We start from the raw sequence: 16,006 nt of genomic DNA on the forward strand, positions 1-16,006 counted from the left end.
ATCGGGATATTCGGCCAGTCGTAGGCGGACACTCATAGGTGAAGCTAATGAGCCATTGGAATCTACTTTCTGTTCCGTTGATTAATTACTTGGAATAGACTGGAAGACCTTTCCCGATCCAATGAAACGCACGGTAAGTGAATTTAGGGATTCGATCAATGATCTTTCTAATTGTCAAAGTATCCATTATATAATGAGTTAATTTCCTGCGTCAAGGAAAGCTTTATTCCTATAGGTCCAATACCTGAAATCCAACATCCATACCCCGAAGATTTTTTATCAACTCACTAAGGGAGAATTTTGCAATGTTTGATTCGAATGATGTTATATCAATAAGATTGCGTTTCTTTTTCGCGGTGTCTCGTACGGCAAGAACAAGTGTAATCTTTCTCGTAGCAAAGATGTCTAGAAATTGATCTTCTGAGATGTTATCCAACTGTTTTTTAACATCCAAAAAGTACTTATCTGTGCCGTTGTATTTCTTTGCGGAACTGAAAAGAAGTTTTAAGAAGACGAACCCAGTCTTTGTGTCTTCATTTATTCTCTTGGCAGATATGAGGATTTGATTAGCTAAATCTCGCATAGAATTATCAAATCCAGATTTAACATGAATTAGATATACATTCTCGTCATCCCATTGAAGTACATCGCATGCTTCAATATTTTCAGGGGTGCATTTGTGTAATACAATTGTTTTTGCTTTTCCAATATGCTTTTCGTTGAACGTGTCTTCTATGTCTGTGGCATTGGTCCATTTGTCAATGTCGCCGCGGTAGAGATATTTGGCTATGAAGTCGCCGCATTGTGCATTTAGTTTACTTATAAATCCCGGTTTAATTTCAAACCATTCTTTTTCATGAAGAAAATAGCTCTTCTGTTGGTGATAAATTTCTGTATAGTAGTGGTTTTCAAGCTTGTCAGTCGTCATGATATTTCCGTCGCTATCGTATGACGTTATTATTGTGGCGCCTAGAACTCGAATAAATTCGTTTAGGTCGAGTCTGAGAAATTTAGATCTTATAAATTTTACCACTACTGCTATTTTCTTTATCGGATGATCGTGAATTTCGACCTCTTCAGGTCCCTTGTACTTAAATGTGATTGTATACTTTGCGGCGTCTAAGTATTTATCGAAATCGCGATGACAAAGCTCAACATCACAAGTAGGCTGCCTTTCGCAGTACTCCTCATAACATGAAGTAATAACCGAGCGTTCGAGGTCGACGATTAGTATTTGCTCTGGCTTGCTTAGTTTCTTAACGCCATTTATTTCCACCACAGGGGCTACGGTAGCTAATAGCTCCTCACATCTCTTTATAATGACTAGTAATTGATCGAACGATATTGTCTTTTTTATCGTGAAGGAATTTTTTGCAATGCAAAGCTTATCAGAGTCGATATCATCTTGAGTAAAACCAAAGAGTTTTAGGTGATCTGGATTGAGCGCAGATTGTAATTCTTGGTAAAAATTTCCAAAATTTTCGTTTTCATTAAGATTGTAGTCCTTTCGGAAAAATTTTATTTCTCCTAGAATTCCCCCGGTGAGATTTTTCTCCCTAGACGACCGTATTGTTTTGTCATCAGCCTTTATTATCCTAGATAGTATTTCAAGTCCAAAATCATTCTCGGTAATACCTTGCAGGGCAGTATGTCCGTATCCACCTGTTATTGCATAGATTTTGTTCGATCGATTATTTTGAAAAAGGATTACATAGCTTTCATTTGAATTTTTAGTCCGCGATACAATATCAGTACCTGGTTTAGCCACTACGCCGATAAAATCCTTCCAGAGAATCGGTGTAGTAGTCTTTTTAAAGAAGAGGTGAATTGTAAATTCTGTCGATAGGTTTGGATTAACTAATTGTTCTTTGAACTTCTTTTTTTTCAACAAAGCTATCAAATAGGGTATATCGACTACCGTCGTTTGAGGCTGGTGCTTAACCAATTCCCTGATTTCATCTTTAATCGCATAGATGCCTATTTGTATTTTTTCAGACATAAATGTTTATTGAGCTTATGGCTATTCGCTGGTATAGTCTTCTAGATGCTACAAGCGAACGATTCTTTTCGAAAATAATGTTTTCATTTTTGGAGCATCTGGCTAGTTTTCCCGATGCCTGTACAGACTTTCCCAGTCGCCATATTGAGAGATATCATACTGGCTATAGGCGATACCATTAAGCAAGGACTATCTGAATTTGGGGTTTGAGTCTTTGTATATTAAAGAGTGTATTTTCGACGTTAGGTATAAGATATTCCGTAGAAAATAATCTACAACAAGTAATTTGTGTTGTTTTACTGGTTTTGATTCAAACTGGTAATGCCTTCGGCCTGGCCTATCCGCCACAAGTCCGGCCGCCTCTGGGTCATCGCGCTTCCGGCTTTCCGCTTCTATCCCTATTGCGGGTGTCCTTAGTAACGGGTTCTCATGCATCACCATATGTTTCTTTATGACGGCAGTCCCACGACTCCCACCGCACGCCCTCGCGCATGCCTAACCCGCGCCTTGGCAGCCTCCGGCCTGCCTCAAGGTCGAAGCGGTGCGCTCCGCGCGGGTGGTTGTGGGGCCGGCACAAAAGTCCCGCCAGGGGCTCCTCTTTATGGCCTACCCACTCCGCGCCGGCAGGGAGCCCAGACCTTACTACGCACATTCCAGCGCGCCTGGGCACCCTGCCGTTCCCTGCCGCACTTGCCTCGTTCCGTAGCCCATTCCGTTCCGCCCCTGTCATGCCTTTTGTCCGGCCCTGCTGACGTGTTTTTTATATGGCGCCGCTGCGCTCTGCCTAATCAGCGGCCAGCTTTTACACAACCACCCGTGCTCGCGCGGTCTTGTCCCGCCTTTATTTTTTGCGGGGGGACCGCAGGGGCGGGCCAAGCCCAGTTGTTGGTGCGCGCCTTGATCCTCGCCGGCTCCCCCCGCACCCCCCATACGCCGGCTCGGGCGCGCGAGAGACCAACGGACGGTTTGTCGCTTACGATGTCCTTTACAACTCGGTTGACCGGGGAGTGAGTCGTTGTGACTTACGGCGTGCTGCACTTAAACACAGGACCAAAGTTACGGGCGTGCGGATCAGAAAGCTGCAAGGGTTCGCTGCGCCCGCTCAAAACAAAATCTCCACCTTTCGCTTCCGCCGCCCCAGCCATCGCGGCTACAGGTAGTATTTTCTTTTGGCGGCCCTTGCACCTTTCTGACCGATCCCGTGATGTGGGCCCTATGTTTAAATACATCCTTCGTGTACCAATCGGCGGCCGGTGGCTGTTGGTCGGCATTGCCCCTAAGTGGTGGGCTGCGTTTAGTCTTCATGTTGGTTCTTCGCGTCGCTATCGCAAAGAGCTGTTCCTGGTGCGTGTGTTCTGGTTTGAAGTTTGTCTTTCAGAGCTCCCTTTTTAGGGGGCTCTTGCCTAACTCATTCACGCATGTACAAAGTTTTATATCGTGATCGTATCGGCGGCTGGTGGCTGTTGGTAGGTATTTGGCGCACGTGGCCTGATCCATCGCTCTTTAAATTTCAGGAGACTGACAACTGGGGTTGGCCTCAGTATAGTATTCGTTTGCTGTGGTTTAGTATTTGCATTTCAAGGAACCCCGTATAGGGACTTCTTTTTCATGGGGCAGTTGGTGTTGGGCTACTCTTCTTATTCCACGAAGGGATCAATGATCGATCAAAGGTGATTTGCCCTAATTGGACTCCCCACTTTTTCGATTCAACTGCGCCTCTTCGTGTTTGCAAGCCAAATTGGCTAGATAGTCTAGAATATTTTCTCCCTTTTTCTGTGTCATATCCGGCATTTTACTGTTAAAATCGGGAAATATCGAATGGTGAAAAAGATGCATTAGTCGGGTCTCCAATATTTCCCTTGCGAAACGATCTTCGCTTTTCTTAATGTAAATTTCCGTTACAGCATGACGGACCGAACTCGCTAAAATGTCGGCGAGTTGAACTTGTTTTACTTCTTTCGAATTAACAAGGGATAACTCTCGAATTAGAAAGGGAAATTTTAATGTATCACCTTCGAAACCTACAACCGCAGGCTCTATTTTTTTTGACGACAGAAACTCAAGGTAATGCTTTGAAAACTCAATCTGTTTTGAATCATCGTGAAAAACATTAAATGGCTCTTCTACTGTCTCTCCCCACTGATTGCACAAAATAACAAAGGACGTCAATGCCAGATCTAAATCAAATTTATCTAAATGTGAGAGTATATCTCTTATGTGTCGCATACTGGACATTATTAAATCTAGTAATCCACGAGTGGCATCATCCGATATTTTATATTCATCATGCATTACGGTATAAAAATTAGCGATGGATTCATTTGTTTTCGTTTTGACCATTAGCAAAAACGCAAATAGCATTTTTGCAAATCTCTCCTGTCCCCATCCAAACTTTCCGATTACGTATAGACTATTTGCCAAATGAGCATTTAACCCTGACCCATATCCGTCGTGATTCATATCGTGATAAAGCACCGGCTCAATTAATCGATCTACAATATGAGCAGTTAAGGCAAATTCTTTATCACTTACTGAATATCTAACCGAAGCCTCGGAAATTGCGTCGTCGTTTAAAATCTGTAATATTTGAAGTTGATTTGATCTAGACTTTCGGATGGACTTAAAATGAACTTCGTCTGCTTGACACTTGATCCGAGAAAGAAGTTCATCGGCTCTTTCATGCTGAAAACTGCAGGACATTAGAGCATAAACAGGCTGATTTACATCTAACAAATTGTCGCCGGTGTTTCCAGCTTCATCAAAATATACATTAATGGGCATAGTCACAATGTTAACAACGGTTAGGAAGATAGTGAAATATGTATAATGATTACGTTAGCCATGTGGAATAAAATCAAAGAGCCGCCAAAGGTGTGCCTGCGGGAAGGCGGAAGTCAAGGTCAGGCCCTGCGGGTTTTGATAAAAAATAGTTTTCGGAACCAGGCCACTCCGAACGATAACCTACAGAGCACAAAACTATTTTTTATCAAAAACCTTGACTTCCGCCTTCCCGCAGGCAGTGAGTCGGCTTCTCTTTTCTTTTTTTCCTTTTTCTTTTCTCTGGAAGTGTGTGCGCGCCAGCGGCAAAAATCAAATGCCGTAATCTATGAAAATCAAAACACACCGAATGATGAAAGAGTATGCTGGAGAACACTTCTTCATACTGTCCAAGGGAACTAATGCAGGAAAACCACTGGCAAAGCCCTGCCCGAATTGCTTTGTATTCCTGGCCGAAGATGCCGTTGAAAGAGAGCGGTTTTACTGGCTTTGTTACGGCTTATGGGAGGGTGGTTTCTTCCGCCAGTTTTTGTCTGGTACCGTGATCGCGTTTATTCACCTCGATGATCTTAGACAGCTGATTGTCACCGTTGCAGAGAAGGTGGCCGAGGAAGCTGAAAGTTTCGGTCAGGCTCTGAACGCGCTCACGACACTGGCAAAGTACCAAGACGTATTATACGAGCAGCTAACGCTAATTCAACGAGCGAAGCGTAGCTTGATGTACAAAATGCTAAAATGAAAAAAGCCTCCCCCGGGAGGCCTTTTCATTTACAGCGAGCGGATCCTTTTTCTAATCACTCCATACCCAGCGACACCAGGAAACTCGCCACAGCACCTAAAACCGACAGCACAATAGTTTCCACGGCGTTCACCAGGTGAAGCGTTACGAAGACGGAAGAGAGGGTTCCGCCAATCACGCCCGCCACCGTGCTTTCACTAAGGGCCGTCATCGTCGTACTCGCTCTCGTCGTCGCCATCCTTGGCCACCGCCGTTTGTGCTACGGCCGTTGCCACAGTACCAGCCACTGTCAGGTAGCCGGCAATGGTAATGATGGCTGCCGGCAGTGCCACCGGCGCGGCAAGCAGCGCACCGCTGGCCGCCGCCAGGGCCAGGCCAACAGCCCGTAGCGTTTTGAAAAACTTCGGCGTTGGCGCCTGCATTCGTTGAATTACATTCATTGTTCTTTCGATTTAATCGTGATAAAAACTTTTTCTTTTCGGTCCAGTGCAGCCGTTACCAGCGCTTTCAACTTCTCGTTTGCTGCCCGCGATTGGATACCGCGTCCGGGGCCGGTGATTGTCGTCACCGGTGCAATACAGCCGAGCAGCTCCCGTTGTGCGTCGTTCGCCGGGTGGATTAGGATTCCGCTCCGGCCAGGTACGTCTACTACCAGGAGATGATGCCCGCGCTTTTGCGTATACCGTTTTCGCACTTCATACCGGCCTTCCGGTATACACGAAATGCTCCGCCGGTTTTCCCGCCACGGTAGCTCAATAGAGGGACAGACTAGCTGCCCCTCGTGTTGAATGTGGCCGTTTGTTCCTTCTGGATAATATTGCCGATTCAGCTCCAGCTCCATTATGCACCTCCGTCTACAGTCACCAGGGTTAAGGCATTGTACGCGCCGTTTTTGAGGGTGTACATAGCGCCGTTAACGACTTGGTAGAACTCCACGCCAAACGCCAGGAAGAGCGGTTGTCCGTCGGTTTCTCCAAACGACATCTCCAGCGATAGCGCAGCCAGTGGTGCTGTGCTGCTTACCGACTGTTCCGCGCTTGATGCGCTGTCTGTACCGTAGTCTTCGCCTTGGAAGTCTATGGACGCGCAGGCCGCGACCAGCCGCACGTGTGTAGCGCCCTGTGGTGCCGCTATCATATTGGCCGGGATGAACGCCGGAATGTCGATGGTCGCGCCGCCGCCGGTGCGGTCGATGGTCGCGGTGTAAGGCGCAAAAAATGTACGGTTCAGCTTCGCGTTTTCGTTAAACTCAAACCCACGCAACAGCTCCGCTTCGCCGTCAATCACATTGCGCTCGCCGCGCAAGTTGGTCGCATCTGCCTTAATCACCTTCATCATCTCCGCCGTCAGGCGGCTCGGCATCCTGCCGTCAGATGTGTTGATTGTAAGCGCCCGGAAAGCGGTGCGAAGCAGCTTGCCGGCGGTGCCGGCTCTGCCGAATTCCGATCCGTTCTCACGTGTGCGCTGAAAGGCGGCATCGTTCTTAATGCGCTCTCCATCCACTCCGCCTTTTGTCCGCGCCAGGAACCCGTCCTGCGCGGTTTTGTAGAAGCTTACGCCTCCCATTTGGCCTGTCAGTTTGATCAGGCCTTCTTGTCTTGCCATTTATTATTGTTTCGTTGTCCGCCCTGTTTACATGCCCAAGGCGGTTAGGCCGTCGTTGCAACAACAGCAGCAAAAGAATAATGAAAGGGGCGGTCGTCAAAAGAGCAGGTTCCGCATCAGGTTATGTTGTGCCAATTCTTCCTAAATCTTCCAATTGCTATATTCCCGACGCATCGTTAAACCATCGGGATAGCAGTAGCATAGATAAAGTATTATGGAACTCAAACGCGTCGTTATATACTCAAAAGACATAGAGCTTATCACCGGCAAAAGCGGTCGGTACGCCCGAAAGATCATGGCTAGGATGCGCAAGGAGCTAGGCAAAGAGAAACATCAATTAATATCACTTGGCGAGTTTTGCGCATACACCGGTCTTCCGGAGCACGAAGTACTGGCGCATCTCTGCGGCTACACGCGATGAACCTCCTTGAAAGAATTTGATGGTTTGAATAAGAAAGTCTCGGTTCTTTTACGCTCAAAATCGCATGAAATACGTATATTTATAATGCACAATGAGGTGAGTTTAAGGCGTTGTATTGCGTGTCGCCCTTATCTCGCCCTAGAGCCTGGAGACTTTTAGTAAGTAATTGACATACAGCATTTAAGGTAGGTGGTTCGTGTTTGGCCACCCCGACTTGACCAGACAAACTCGTTTTTCGAGATTTGTCTGGTCTTTTTTTGTCCTCTAAATTGTTGTTGATCAGATAGATCGTTTGTGGTAATTCGTTGACTCGAATAGTTCGAACCCTCGTTCCGTCGAAATTCAATTTTTCGGGATATATCGAACTAAAGATCTACCGTTTCCCCTCAATGTTCACTCTCTATATATGCTTCAGCTAGCGGGAAGAGTTTTGGAACCCCAGTGCCAAGCAAGTTTTCAACAGTTCTATGATCGTCGCCTAGATCCCCAATCTGTGCGTTTAGCTGCTCAATGGGCTAGCTGCAGATGGTGCTACAGTTCTAAATTTATTTTGAACTCTTCGTTTCTCCCATTGTACATAACCTTACGCTGGACCATTCGCCGGGGGAGCGTGTGTTGAAAATCCAATCATAGCGAAACGTATCGCGTTGGTTTGATAAGCGTCGAGAGTAGTGGTGTATACATTCGGCTGAATGCGTTGCAATGCATGACTAACCTGGCCTGGAAACTCCATGCTATGTTACGCAGCAGGAGTTGAGATGCCCGGGGCACTGTTGCTGCAGCCGGGCAACAACGCTACTTATCGTAAATCATTGTGCTTAAAAAAGATATTTTCACGGTACATCTGTTTGCTGCGAACATGCTGCAAGATGGCGCATGAATCCATGTGATGGGCCGGGTTTGTTGATGAAAATCTACATCGGGCGGAGGAAGCTGTCGGATCGGTTCATGAAAAAACACCGATCAAAAAATATTTTATGGAGTGGTTTTGGGGGAATTCGTACCTTCGTTACGATAAAACCCTACTTAAAACCCTTCTATTTATGCGGTGGCTACTCTGCTTTTCCGTGTTGTTTGCTTTTTGTTCGGTGTATGGGCAGAAGCCTGCGCAGCGACGTATCGACAGCCTTCACCACGTGACGTCCCTTGCCGGGACGCCCTATACATTATCAAACACGTATGCACAACTTACGCTTGTTTACCAGGCCGGTGGCCGGCCCGATAGTGCCCGTCATTACTTAGGGATGCTGGGAAATCTATTTGCCGACAATCGTAAGGACCATAAAATAGCTTCGCGTTACTTCATGACCGCCGGTCTTTACTTCCAGCGGCAAGGAGATCTGAGAGAGGCACTTCCTTATATGATCTCTGCATTAGAGTACCTCGATGCCATCGAGCCCGATCCTTCTTATGGAGAGCAGTTGCTAACCATTGGCAATACACATTTGTCGTTACGAAATCCGGTCAGCGCTGCCGACTATCACAGCCGTGCGTTGCGTGTATTCGAGAGATCGGGCAACCTTCGCGGACAATCGCTGAGCTTGCGCGGTTTGGGAATGGACCTGCTGGAGCAGGAAGAGTACCGCGAGGCAGAAAAGTATTTTCAGTCAGCCCTGAGGTTACAGGATGTGGTGAAAGATGCGCGCGAAACCCTCGCGATCCGAAGTGGCATGGCCAAAGCCTATGCCGGCATGGGGCGCTATGAAACGTCGGCCGACTTTTACCAACGCGCGCTTTCGCAGGCAGAGGCCATGAAGCTCACACCGGAAGCCATGAAGACCTTGTATTCCCTCGGCATGCTGTACACGGCCCGGAAAGACCCCGAGCAGGCCAAGCGTTATCTCCTGCAAGCGTTATCTCTGGCCTATGTCTCCGGCGACAGCGTCATGATGAACCGCATCAAGACGTCCCTGGCCGTCGTCTCGACTTCGCGTCGCCGCGGCACGGATGCTGAAAAGACGTTAGTGGACAATGTCGTCGCGGCAACGACCGCCACCAATGTGCGCTCGCTGCCCGACGCCTACTATACGCTGGCACAATGGTATGCCGAACGTAAGCAATACGAAAAAGCTTTTACACAGCTGCACGCCTATTTACAATTGAACGACACCGTACACCGGAAAGAAGCGCTGGCACAATACCGGGAACTCGAAGCGCGGTATGCGCGAAATAAAGAGGCTGATGACTCCCTTACGCTCACCGCCGAGAACCAGGTTCAGGCACTGGAACGCGAGTTACAGGGTCTCACGGCACAACGTAATTACCTGACGGCTGCGGTATTGCTGGTAGTGTTGCTGACGGGGCTAGGTGCTCTGCTGTACTACCGGCGTTCGACTCGGGCCAGGAAATCTGAAAAGATACCTGACACGAAAGTGCCAACGCCACGGGCACGTGCCACGGGGCAGGGAGCGCCCGTTCCTTCCCCGAGCCCACGCCCGGCGCCCCGTTCTGTCGCGGCCGAGCCGAAACCCGTTCCACCTGCGGTGGCTACGCTCGAGGCCGCGCTTGCCGTACAGGACGATGAAACCAGCGACCAGGCCGTTGTGCTGGTCATTGCGGATAACGCGGCGATGCGCTCGCTAATGGAGAAGACCTTAAAAACACAGTTCCGGACGATCGTTGCCACCAACGAAAACTCGGGATGGGAGAAGGCGCAAGCGCAAGTGCCCGATCTTGTTATTACCGATATAGAGACATTGCCGGCAGATGGCAATAACTTTTGTGAGAAGCTGCGCGATGCTACGATCACCAGCCATATCCCGGTGGTGATGCTGACGGCGAATGCAGAACAGGAGAACAAGGCACAAGGGCTTCAAGCCGATGCCGATGAATACATTAGCAAACCTTTCGTACCCGAAGAGCTTCGCCTGCGGGTACAGAACATTATTGCGCAACGCGAGAACCTGCGCCATGCTTTCAATCAACAGCTCGCACAACCGCGGGATATATTTTCATCCGATCCGGAATCAGATTTTATGGATTCCTTGCTGGAGATCCTGGAAGAACGTTATACCGAAGCCACCTTCGACGCAGAAGCGTTCACAACAGCCAGTGGGTTAAGCCGTATACAATTACACCGCAAACTTAAAGCGCTTACCGGCAAGTCTACCCGGGAGTTCCTGCAGGATTTTAAGCATACACGTTCACAGCAAGTGCAGGCAACTGATCGTGTGCCGATCACTGGGGATAGGTGACGCGAGCAAGTTAAATCTTTAAACACTATCGCGAGTTGCTCGCTCCCATGAAGTAAGAAGGGGAAAACCTCCTTTGAGATTTTCCCCTTTTCCGCATAGCAAGTTCAGTATTAATTTTTCGTGGGTAGTAAATTATTAATTAACGTCCCACCAAACGTTCGCGCTACCTACGTCCTGTCCTCCTGGAATGGTACTGACAGCATCATCAACTGCTTCTCTGTTTGTACTGTACTCGTTCGGCAGATAGGTCAACCTTTTCATGATTCCTCTTCCGACAGCAGAATTTTCTGTTTCCAACAAAGGATACAAAATGTCGGCATCAGTTCTTCGCAGATCAGACCACGTTTCCCATGATTCCGGGAAAAGTCCAAGGTATTTCTGCACAGTAATCTGCTTTCGTTGGTCACTCTCAGAACCGGCCCATAATACCGGTACGTTCACGGGAGGCGTGGTACTTAAGCCGGCATCATCATAATAAGAGACAAGAGTGGGTTCAACTGCCGTGCTTGTTCCTGTTATATAGGTGTTAATTTCAGATTCACTTGTAACGCCCCATTGCTGCAGAGACAAGCGGATGCCTTGTTCGTAGTGAGACTGTGCTGTTCCGCTACCCATATTCCATCCGTTCAGAACACCTTCTGCCAGATTAAAGTAGGTCTCAGATGCCATCATAACTTCGATCGGTTTTGTTGGGCCACTTACAAAAGTGGCTCGATTTATCTGACTTAAGTCATTCGTGTTCCAGCCTCGTACACTTCCGCCACCATTTGGCTGACCTATGTATTCTCCGTCTGGATTGGTCGCAAACCATTTTGAAAGCCGCGGGTCATCGTATCCTTTCAGGATGCTTTCCAGATCGGCCGACATATAAAATCCCCAACCACCTGCTATATCGACAAAGTCATTATATGCATTATCGCTCGTCGCAAAATAAGCACTTCCAGTATTAGACTCGATAACACCCGCCGCTACGGCAGCTTCCGCCTGAGCTTTAGCGGTAGAAGGAGCCACATCCGATAATCTCAATGCCAGACGCAACCTCAATGAATTGCCAAATCTTCTCCACTTTTCAACGTCGCCACCATATATCCTGTCAAAAGTTTCAAAAATACCTACCTTGCTCTGCGAGGTGGCACTCAATGTAGTATTTGCAGCATCAAGCAAGTTGAAAAAATCCTGATACATTGCCTCCTGGGAATCATACGCTACGGATGCGCCGCCTTTTCCTGCCTTGGAATAAGGCACAGCACCCCAGGAATCGGTGAATCGGTGGAACATAAAAACCTTCCAAATATCAACAATGGCCAACGCTTCAGCATTTCCTTCTGATGCAGTATAGGTATTTCTCAGCGAAGGCACTGCCAGGGTATAAAATCTCAACCACCCGCGGCCTCTCCATCCATCGTTGATCCCATTTCTTTCTGTTGCCCAATCCGTGGGACCGGCAGAAAAGTAATGCGTAAAAAGCATGGAATGTAGCATCGTTATAAGTCCGAACGTTCCAGGGTCATCCTCCGGAAGGGCCCAGGACGAATGGCTGATTCCCTTGTACAAGGCGTTGGCAAATGACGGACCTGCCAGGGTCGCATCCAATTGATCTGCTGTAAGGGTATTCGGATTGGTGTTAATCTCGTCAAAATCCCCGGTACAGCTCACCGACAATATCAGCATGGCCAGTGTGATATACTTTATTGTAATCTTTTTCATTACGACTTTCTTTTAAAAATTTACTTTCACATTAAACCCGATGTCTCTGGTGGTAGGAATATTGAATGATTCAACGCCCTGGAGGTTTCCTACGCCTACCCCTTGTTCAGGGTCAAAGTACTTAGCCTTGTTCACGATAAAGAACAGGTTTCTTCCTACAATCGAGAAATTCACTCCCGTGAGTGGAGTTTTTTCTAAAAATTTCTTCGGCAGTGAATACCCGAGTACCAATTCTCTCAAACGGACATTGGTTGCACTAAATACAAAATCTTCTGCAGATCTTGGGTCCCGGCCTGCAACCTGCGTCCAATAATTTTCTGCCGAAATGGAAGTTGTATTCGGTGTCGTAGATGTAATAGTTCCATCAGAAGCACGCGTAGCAACAAGCCCCTTTACTACAAAATTCTCTTCCCGTCCCCTTACTGTAATGTCGCTTGCTCCCCCGCCGGCCAGTTTTGACTGGGTATAGGAGATCACTGTACCGCCGACCCTGGCATCGATCAGGAAGCTAAGAGAGAAGTTTTTGTACGACAGCCTGTTTTGAAGACCACCCAGCCAATCCGGATTGAAGTTACCTGCGTTAATATCAAAGCCAGGAGTGAATTCTGGCAAACCTGAGGTTCCATTTACCAGAATCTGTCCATCGGCTGTACGATTAAAACCTCTGATGTAAAGGTCACCGTAGCCGCCTCCTTCTTTAATAATTGTTTGGACCAGTCGCTCAGATCCTGTTCTGATCGACAGTGAGGGACGACCTTTCATGATGCTCAGTACCTTCGTTCTGTAGCTTGAATAGTTGAGGGTTACATCCCATTTGAAATTATCGCTTTGGATAATATCTGCGTTCAGTACCACTTCGATCCCTCTGTTCCGAATTGAACCTCCGTTCACTACCTCGATTGCAGACCCGCCAGATTCCGGCACGTTTATAGTAAAGATCTGGTTTTTAGTCTTGGTTTCGTAGAAGGTGAAATCTAACCCGATCCGGTTATTCAAAAACCGGGCATCTAATCCGAACTCGTTTGAACTGGAGATTTCCGGCTTAAGCGTTGGATTATTGAGCATGGTTGATGATTGCACGACTCCACCATCCGTTCCGTAGTAAAAAATCTGTTGACTTAATCGATAAGGCTCGGTGTCATTACCCACAGAAGCATGCGAAGCTCTTACTTTCAAATAAGTCAATATTTCGGACTCAACGCTAAATATATCCGTCAATACTCCTGAAAGACCTACCGATGGATAGAAATACGATCTGTTATTTTTAGGCAACGCTGAAGACCAGTCATTACGTGCTGTAACATCCAGGAACAGATAGTCTTTGTAGCCTAACTGAGCAAAACCATACAGTGAGTTGATTCGCTTGTCATAAGGCTCAGAGACTGGTGTATAAGAAGAGATGTTGCTTATCGCAAAAAAGTTTCTCTTACTAAGCGGACCACTCACCGTTAGCGTAGATCGTGTTTGTACTAGCGAATTACCACCCGCACTTACGTTAACAGATAAATCTCCAAACTTTTTGTTGTAAGCCAGAAGAAAGTCTGAGTTTAACTCACGAGTGGTTCCTCTTGCTTGTGAATAGCTCCCAACCTCATTCGCAATTACTGACTGTGAAGCATACTTGGAAATATCTGTTGAAATCGATGACTGATCAAGTCCGGATCGCACCTGTAGGCTGAGCGCGCTGGTAAAGTTGTACTTCAACGATGCCATCCCGATAAACCTGTTTTGCTCGTCTGTTCTCAGGTTTCTTTTGGCGAGCCAGGCTGGGTTTTCCAGTACTCCCCCGATAGAGTTTGGAGTAGGCCAATTGTAGCGAATCTGTCCTGCAGGATCTATATACTGATAATCCTTGTATTGCGCGTAGGGCATACTTCTGGGCATTGCATAAGCACCCTCACCGATCGATCCCTCGCCAGTATTCAGCGCGTTGTCGATTTCCTGATAGATGTAGTTGGTCTTTACATCCAGTTTCAGCTTGCTGCTAAGGTCACTGGTGACGCGCAAATTCACGTTATGCCTTTTCAGCTCGTTACCTGGTACTATACCTTCTGAAGTGGTATTAGTATAGGAAAAATATCCCTGGGTATTCTGATTTCCCATTGACGTAGAAATGGTCTTTGCCCAGTTGTACCCGGTTTTGAAGAAGTCCATGCCATTGTCTGGCTGGGGGGTAAGTGCATAGGTTGCCGGCCCTGCGTAATTAGGATTGAATGAAAGTTGCCATGCCGCTACTTCCTGACCAACCATTTCAGGTCCCCAACTATTCCGGGATGCTGGATCATACACGCCGGCACGTCCTTGACCATATTGGTCTTGAAGGTTCAGCATGTTATATGCTTTGGAAAACATTAGATTTGATGAAACGGATACAGTAGCTTTCTGCCCCGCGGAGCCCTTTTTAGTGGTGATAATGATAACCCCGTTGCTTGCACGTGTTCCGTAGAGCGCTGCTGCTGATGGACCTTTCAATACTGAAATGGAAGCAATGTCTTCCGGGTTGATGCTTGAGATACCGTTAAAGGTGGTAGTTCCTCCAATGTCCGTTCCCGGCGTTGATGTGGGGCTCATATAATTATCCATCGGCACACCATCAATGACGAAAAGCGGCTGGTTGTTTCCCGTTAGTGACCGGTTACCTCTGAGCGTAATTCTTGACGAGCTGCCAACACCGTTTCCGGTGGTTGAGAAGCTTAGCCCTGCTACCTTTCCTGACAAGGAGTTCGCCACGTTCAGGGAGCGTGCTTCTGAAAGTTCGTCAGTTTGGACCATCTGTGCTGAATAGGTTAGCGCTTTCTTATCTCTTTCCAAACCAAAAGCAGTCACCACAACTTCACCGAGCTGCGTAATATCTTCCACTAACACAACATTCACTTCGGTTTGTGTGCCAACATTCACTTCTTGTGTGGCATAACCTATAAATGAAAATACAAGCGTGGCGCCGCTGCGAGCCTCTATCGTGTAATTTCCGTCAGCATCGGTTGACGCGCCCGTTGAAGTGCCCTTCAGCGATACACTTACACCGGGTAGGGGAGAACCGTCACCGTTAGACGTTACCTTGCCAGCAACCGTGGTGGTCTGTGCTTGTGCGGCTATCGCAAAGCAAAGACTCAGGCCCAGAGTTATTAGCAATTTTACCCTCCTTCGTACTTTTTTGATCATAGAATAATGGTTTTTTTGTTGTGAAAATTTATAATCTGAACCTCCGGCAAAGGAGCAATTCATTCTACCAAAAAGCCGCCTGTATCTTTAAAGGCAGGCAACACAACCATTACCAGTGACCAGGCGCATCCATTGGCGAGGTATAATAGTTTGTCCAAACAAACTAGATCTCCAACCACCGGATATTTGCCCAGCGACTTCAACGCACCAACTCAACAGTAGATTTTATTTTTACTAAAAGTGTATTTGAGGTAAAACGGGGTGGTGAAAAGAATCTAATACTATGTTGACGGAAATATTTCTTGACACACATGCACACATATATACACATGCATCACACATAGACACACACACTCATGAAGGTTCGTCAGGGCCTCAGTCATATCATTGAAGTGTAATAT

At 47.2% G+C, this 16,006-nt stretch carries 11 protein-coding genes; 3 read left to right on the forward strand and 8 right to left on the reverse strand.

Annotated elements, in window-relative coordinates:
- Window positions 1-229: 229 nt before the first annotated feature.
- Complete coding sequence (locus K7P01_RS18475) at window positions 230-1,999, reverse strand: DUF6119 family protein (protein WP_267295763.1); 1,770 nt, start codon at window positions 1,997-1,999, stop codon at window positions 230-232.
- 1,680 nt (window positions 2,000-3,679) lie between these two features.
- Window positions 3,680-4,780, reverse strand: a complete 1,101-nt coding sequence (locus K7P01_RS18480) for a DUF3800 domain-containing protein (protein ID WP_267295765.1) — start codon at window positions 4,778-4,780, stop codon at window positions 3,680-3,682.
- Between the two features lie 325 nt (window positions 4,781-5,105).
- Here K7P01_RS18480 and K7P01_RS18485 point away from each other — a divergent pair, with 325 nt between their 5' ends.
- The gene (locus tag K7P01_RS18485; RefSeq protein ID WP_267295767.1) at window positions 5,106-5,516 is read left to right on the forward strand and encodes a DUF6943 family protein; all 411 of its coding nucleotides are present in this window, start codon (window positions 5,106-5,108) and stop codon (window positions 5,514-5,516) included.
- Window positions 5,517-5,571: 55 nt separating this feature from the next.
- On the opposite strand, the gene K7P01_RS18490 is transcribed toward K7P01_RS18485, so the two are convergent.
- The 4 genes from K7P01_RS18490 to K7P01_RS18505 are packed head-to-tail and all read right to left on the reverse strand — an operon-like array spanning window position 5,572 to window position 7,121.
- Window positions 5,572-5,727, reverse strand: coding sequence for a hypothetical protein (locus tag K7P01_RS18490; protein ID WP_267295769.1), 156 nt, complete (start codon window positions 5,725-5,727; stop codon window positions 5,572-5,574).
- Window positions 5,714-5,956: a hypothetical protein gene (locus K7P01_RS18495; protein WP_267295771.1), complete on the reverse strand. Its 243-nt coding sequence runs from the start codon at window positions 5,954-5,956 to the stop codon at window positions 5,714-5,716. Before K7P01_RS18495 ends, K7P01_RS18490 begins: the two co-directional genes overlap by 14 nt.
- Window positions 5,953-6,357 carry a DUF5675 family protein gene (locus tag K7P01_RS18500; protein ID WP_267295773.1) on the reverse strand — a complete coding sequence of 135 codons (405 nt, stop codon included), beginning with the start codon at window positions 6,355-6,357 and terminating at the stop codon, window positions 5,953-5,955. The genes K7P01_RS18495 and K7P01_RS18500 overlap by 4 nt, the downstream gene beginning before the upstream one ends.
- The gene (locus K7P01_RS18505) at window positions 6,357-7,121 is read right to left on the reverse strand and encodes a hypothetical protein (protein ID WP_267295775.1); all 765 of its coding nucleotides are present in this window, start codon (window positions 7,119-7,121) and stop codon (window positions 6,357-6,359) included. Before K7P01_RS18505 ends, K7P01_RS18500 begins: the two co-directional genes overlap by 1 nt.
- Before the next feature lie 214 nt (window positions 7,122-7,335).
- On the opposite strand from K7P01_RS18505, the gene K7P01_RS18510 reads away from it, so the two are divergent.
- Together K7P01_RS18510 and K7P01_RS18515 are read left to right on the forward strand one after the other, a co-directional pair.
- Window positions 7,336-7,542 (forward strand): hypothetical protein, encoded by a 207-nt coding sequence (locus K7P01_RS18510; protein ID WP_267295777.1) that lies wholly within the window; start codon window positions 7,336-7,338, stop codon window positions 7,540-7,542.
- Window positions 7,543-8,585: 1,043 nt separating this feature from the next.
- Window positions 8,586-10,736, forward strand: a complete 2,151-nt coding sequence (locus K7P01_RS18515; RefSeq protein WP_267295779.1) for a tetratricopeptide repeat protein — start codon at window positions 8,586-8,588, stop codon at window positions 10,734-10,736.
- Between the two features lie 135 nt (window positions 10,737-10,871).
- Here K7P01_RS18515 and K7P01_RS18520 read toward each other — a convergent pair whose 3' ends face one another.
- Together K7P01_RS18520 and K7P01_RS18525 are read right to left on the reverse strand one after the other, a co-directional pair.
- The gene (locus K7P01_RS18520; RefSeq protein WP_267295781.1) at window positions 10,872-12,443 is read right to left on the reverse strand and encodes a SusD/RagB family nutrient-binding outer membrane lipoprotein; all 1,572 of its coding nucleotides are present in this window, start codon (window positions 12,441-12,443) and stop codon (window positions 10,872-10,874) included.
- A gap of 12 nt (window positions 12,444-12,455) precedes the next feature.
- Window positions 12,456-15,605, reverse strand: a complete 3,150-nt coding sequence (locus K7P01_RS18525; protein ID WP_267295783.1) for a SusC/RagA family TonB-linked outer membrane protein — start codon at window positions 15,603-15,605, stop codon at window positions 12,456-12,458.
- Window positions 15,606-16,006 lie beyond the last annotated feature (401 nt).

This window comes from Parachryseolinea silvisoli (assembly GCF_021190955.1).
Taxonomy (GTDB): Bacteria; Bacteroidota; Bacteroidia; order Cytophagales; family Cyclobacteriaceae; genus Ohtaekwangia; species Ohtaekwangia silvisoli.

Bases quoted from the DNA above. Each gene is read 5' to 3' on its own strand.
- K7P01_RS18520 (WP_267295781.1), bottom strand. From the start codon at position 12,443: ATGAAAAAGATTACAATAAAGTATATCACACTGGCCATGCTGATATTG.
- K7P01_RS18515 (WP_267295779.1), top strand. From the start codon at position 8,586: ATGCGGTGGCTACTCTGCTTTTCCGTGTTGTTTGCTTTTTGTTCGGTG.
- K7P01_RS18500 (WP_267295773.1), bottom strand. From the start codon at position 6,357: ATGGAGCTGGAGCTGAATCGGCAATATTATCCAGAAGGAACAAACGGC.
- K7P01_RS18475 (WP_267295763.1), bottom strand. From the start codon at position 1,999: ATGTCTGAAAAAATACAAATAGGCATCTATGCGATTAAAGATGAAATC.
- K7P01_RS18505 (WP_267295775.1), bottom strand. From the start codon at position 7,121: ATGGCAAGACAAGAAGGCCTGATCAAACTGACAGGCCAAATGGGAGGC.
- K7P01_RS18485 (WP_267295767.1), top strand. From the start codon at position 5,106: ATGAAAATCAAAACACACCGAATGATGAAAGAGTATGCTGGAGAACAC.
- K7P01_RS18510 (WP_267295777.1), top strand. From the start codon at position 7,336: ATGGAACTCAAACGCGTCGTTATATACTCAAAAGACATAGAGCTTATC.
- K7P01_RS18495 (WP_267295771.1), bottom strand. From the start codon at position 5,956: ATGAATGTAATTCAACGAATGCAGGCGCCAACGCCGAAGTTTTTCAAA.
- K7P01_RS18480 (WP_267295765.1), bottom strand. From the start codon at position 4,780: ATGCCCATTAATGTATATTTTGATGAAGCTGGAAACACCGGCGACAAT.
- K7P01_RS18490 (WP_267295769.1), bottom strand. From the start codon at position 5,727: ATGACGGCCCTTAGTGAAAGCACGGTGGCGGGCGTGATTGGCGGAACC.
- K7P01_RS18525 (WP_267295783.1), bottom strand. From the start codon at position 15,605: ATGATCAAAAAAGTACGAAGGAGGGTAAAATTGCTAATAACTCTGGGC.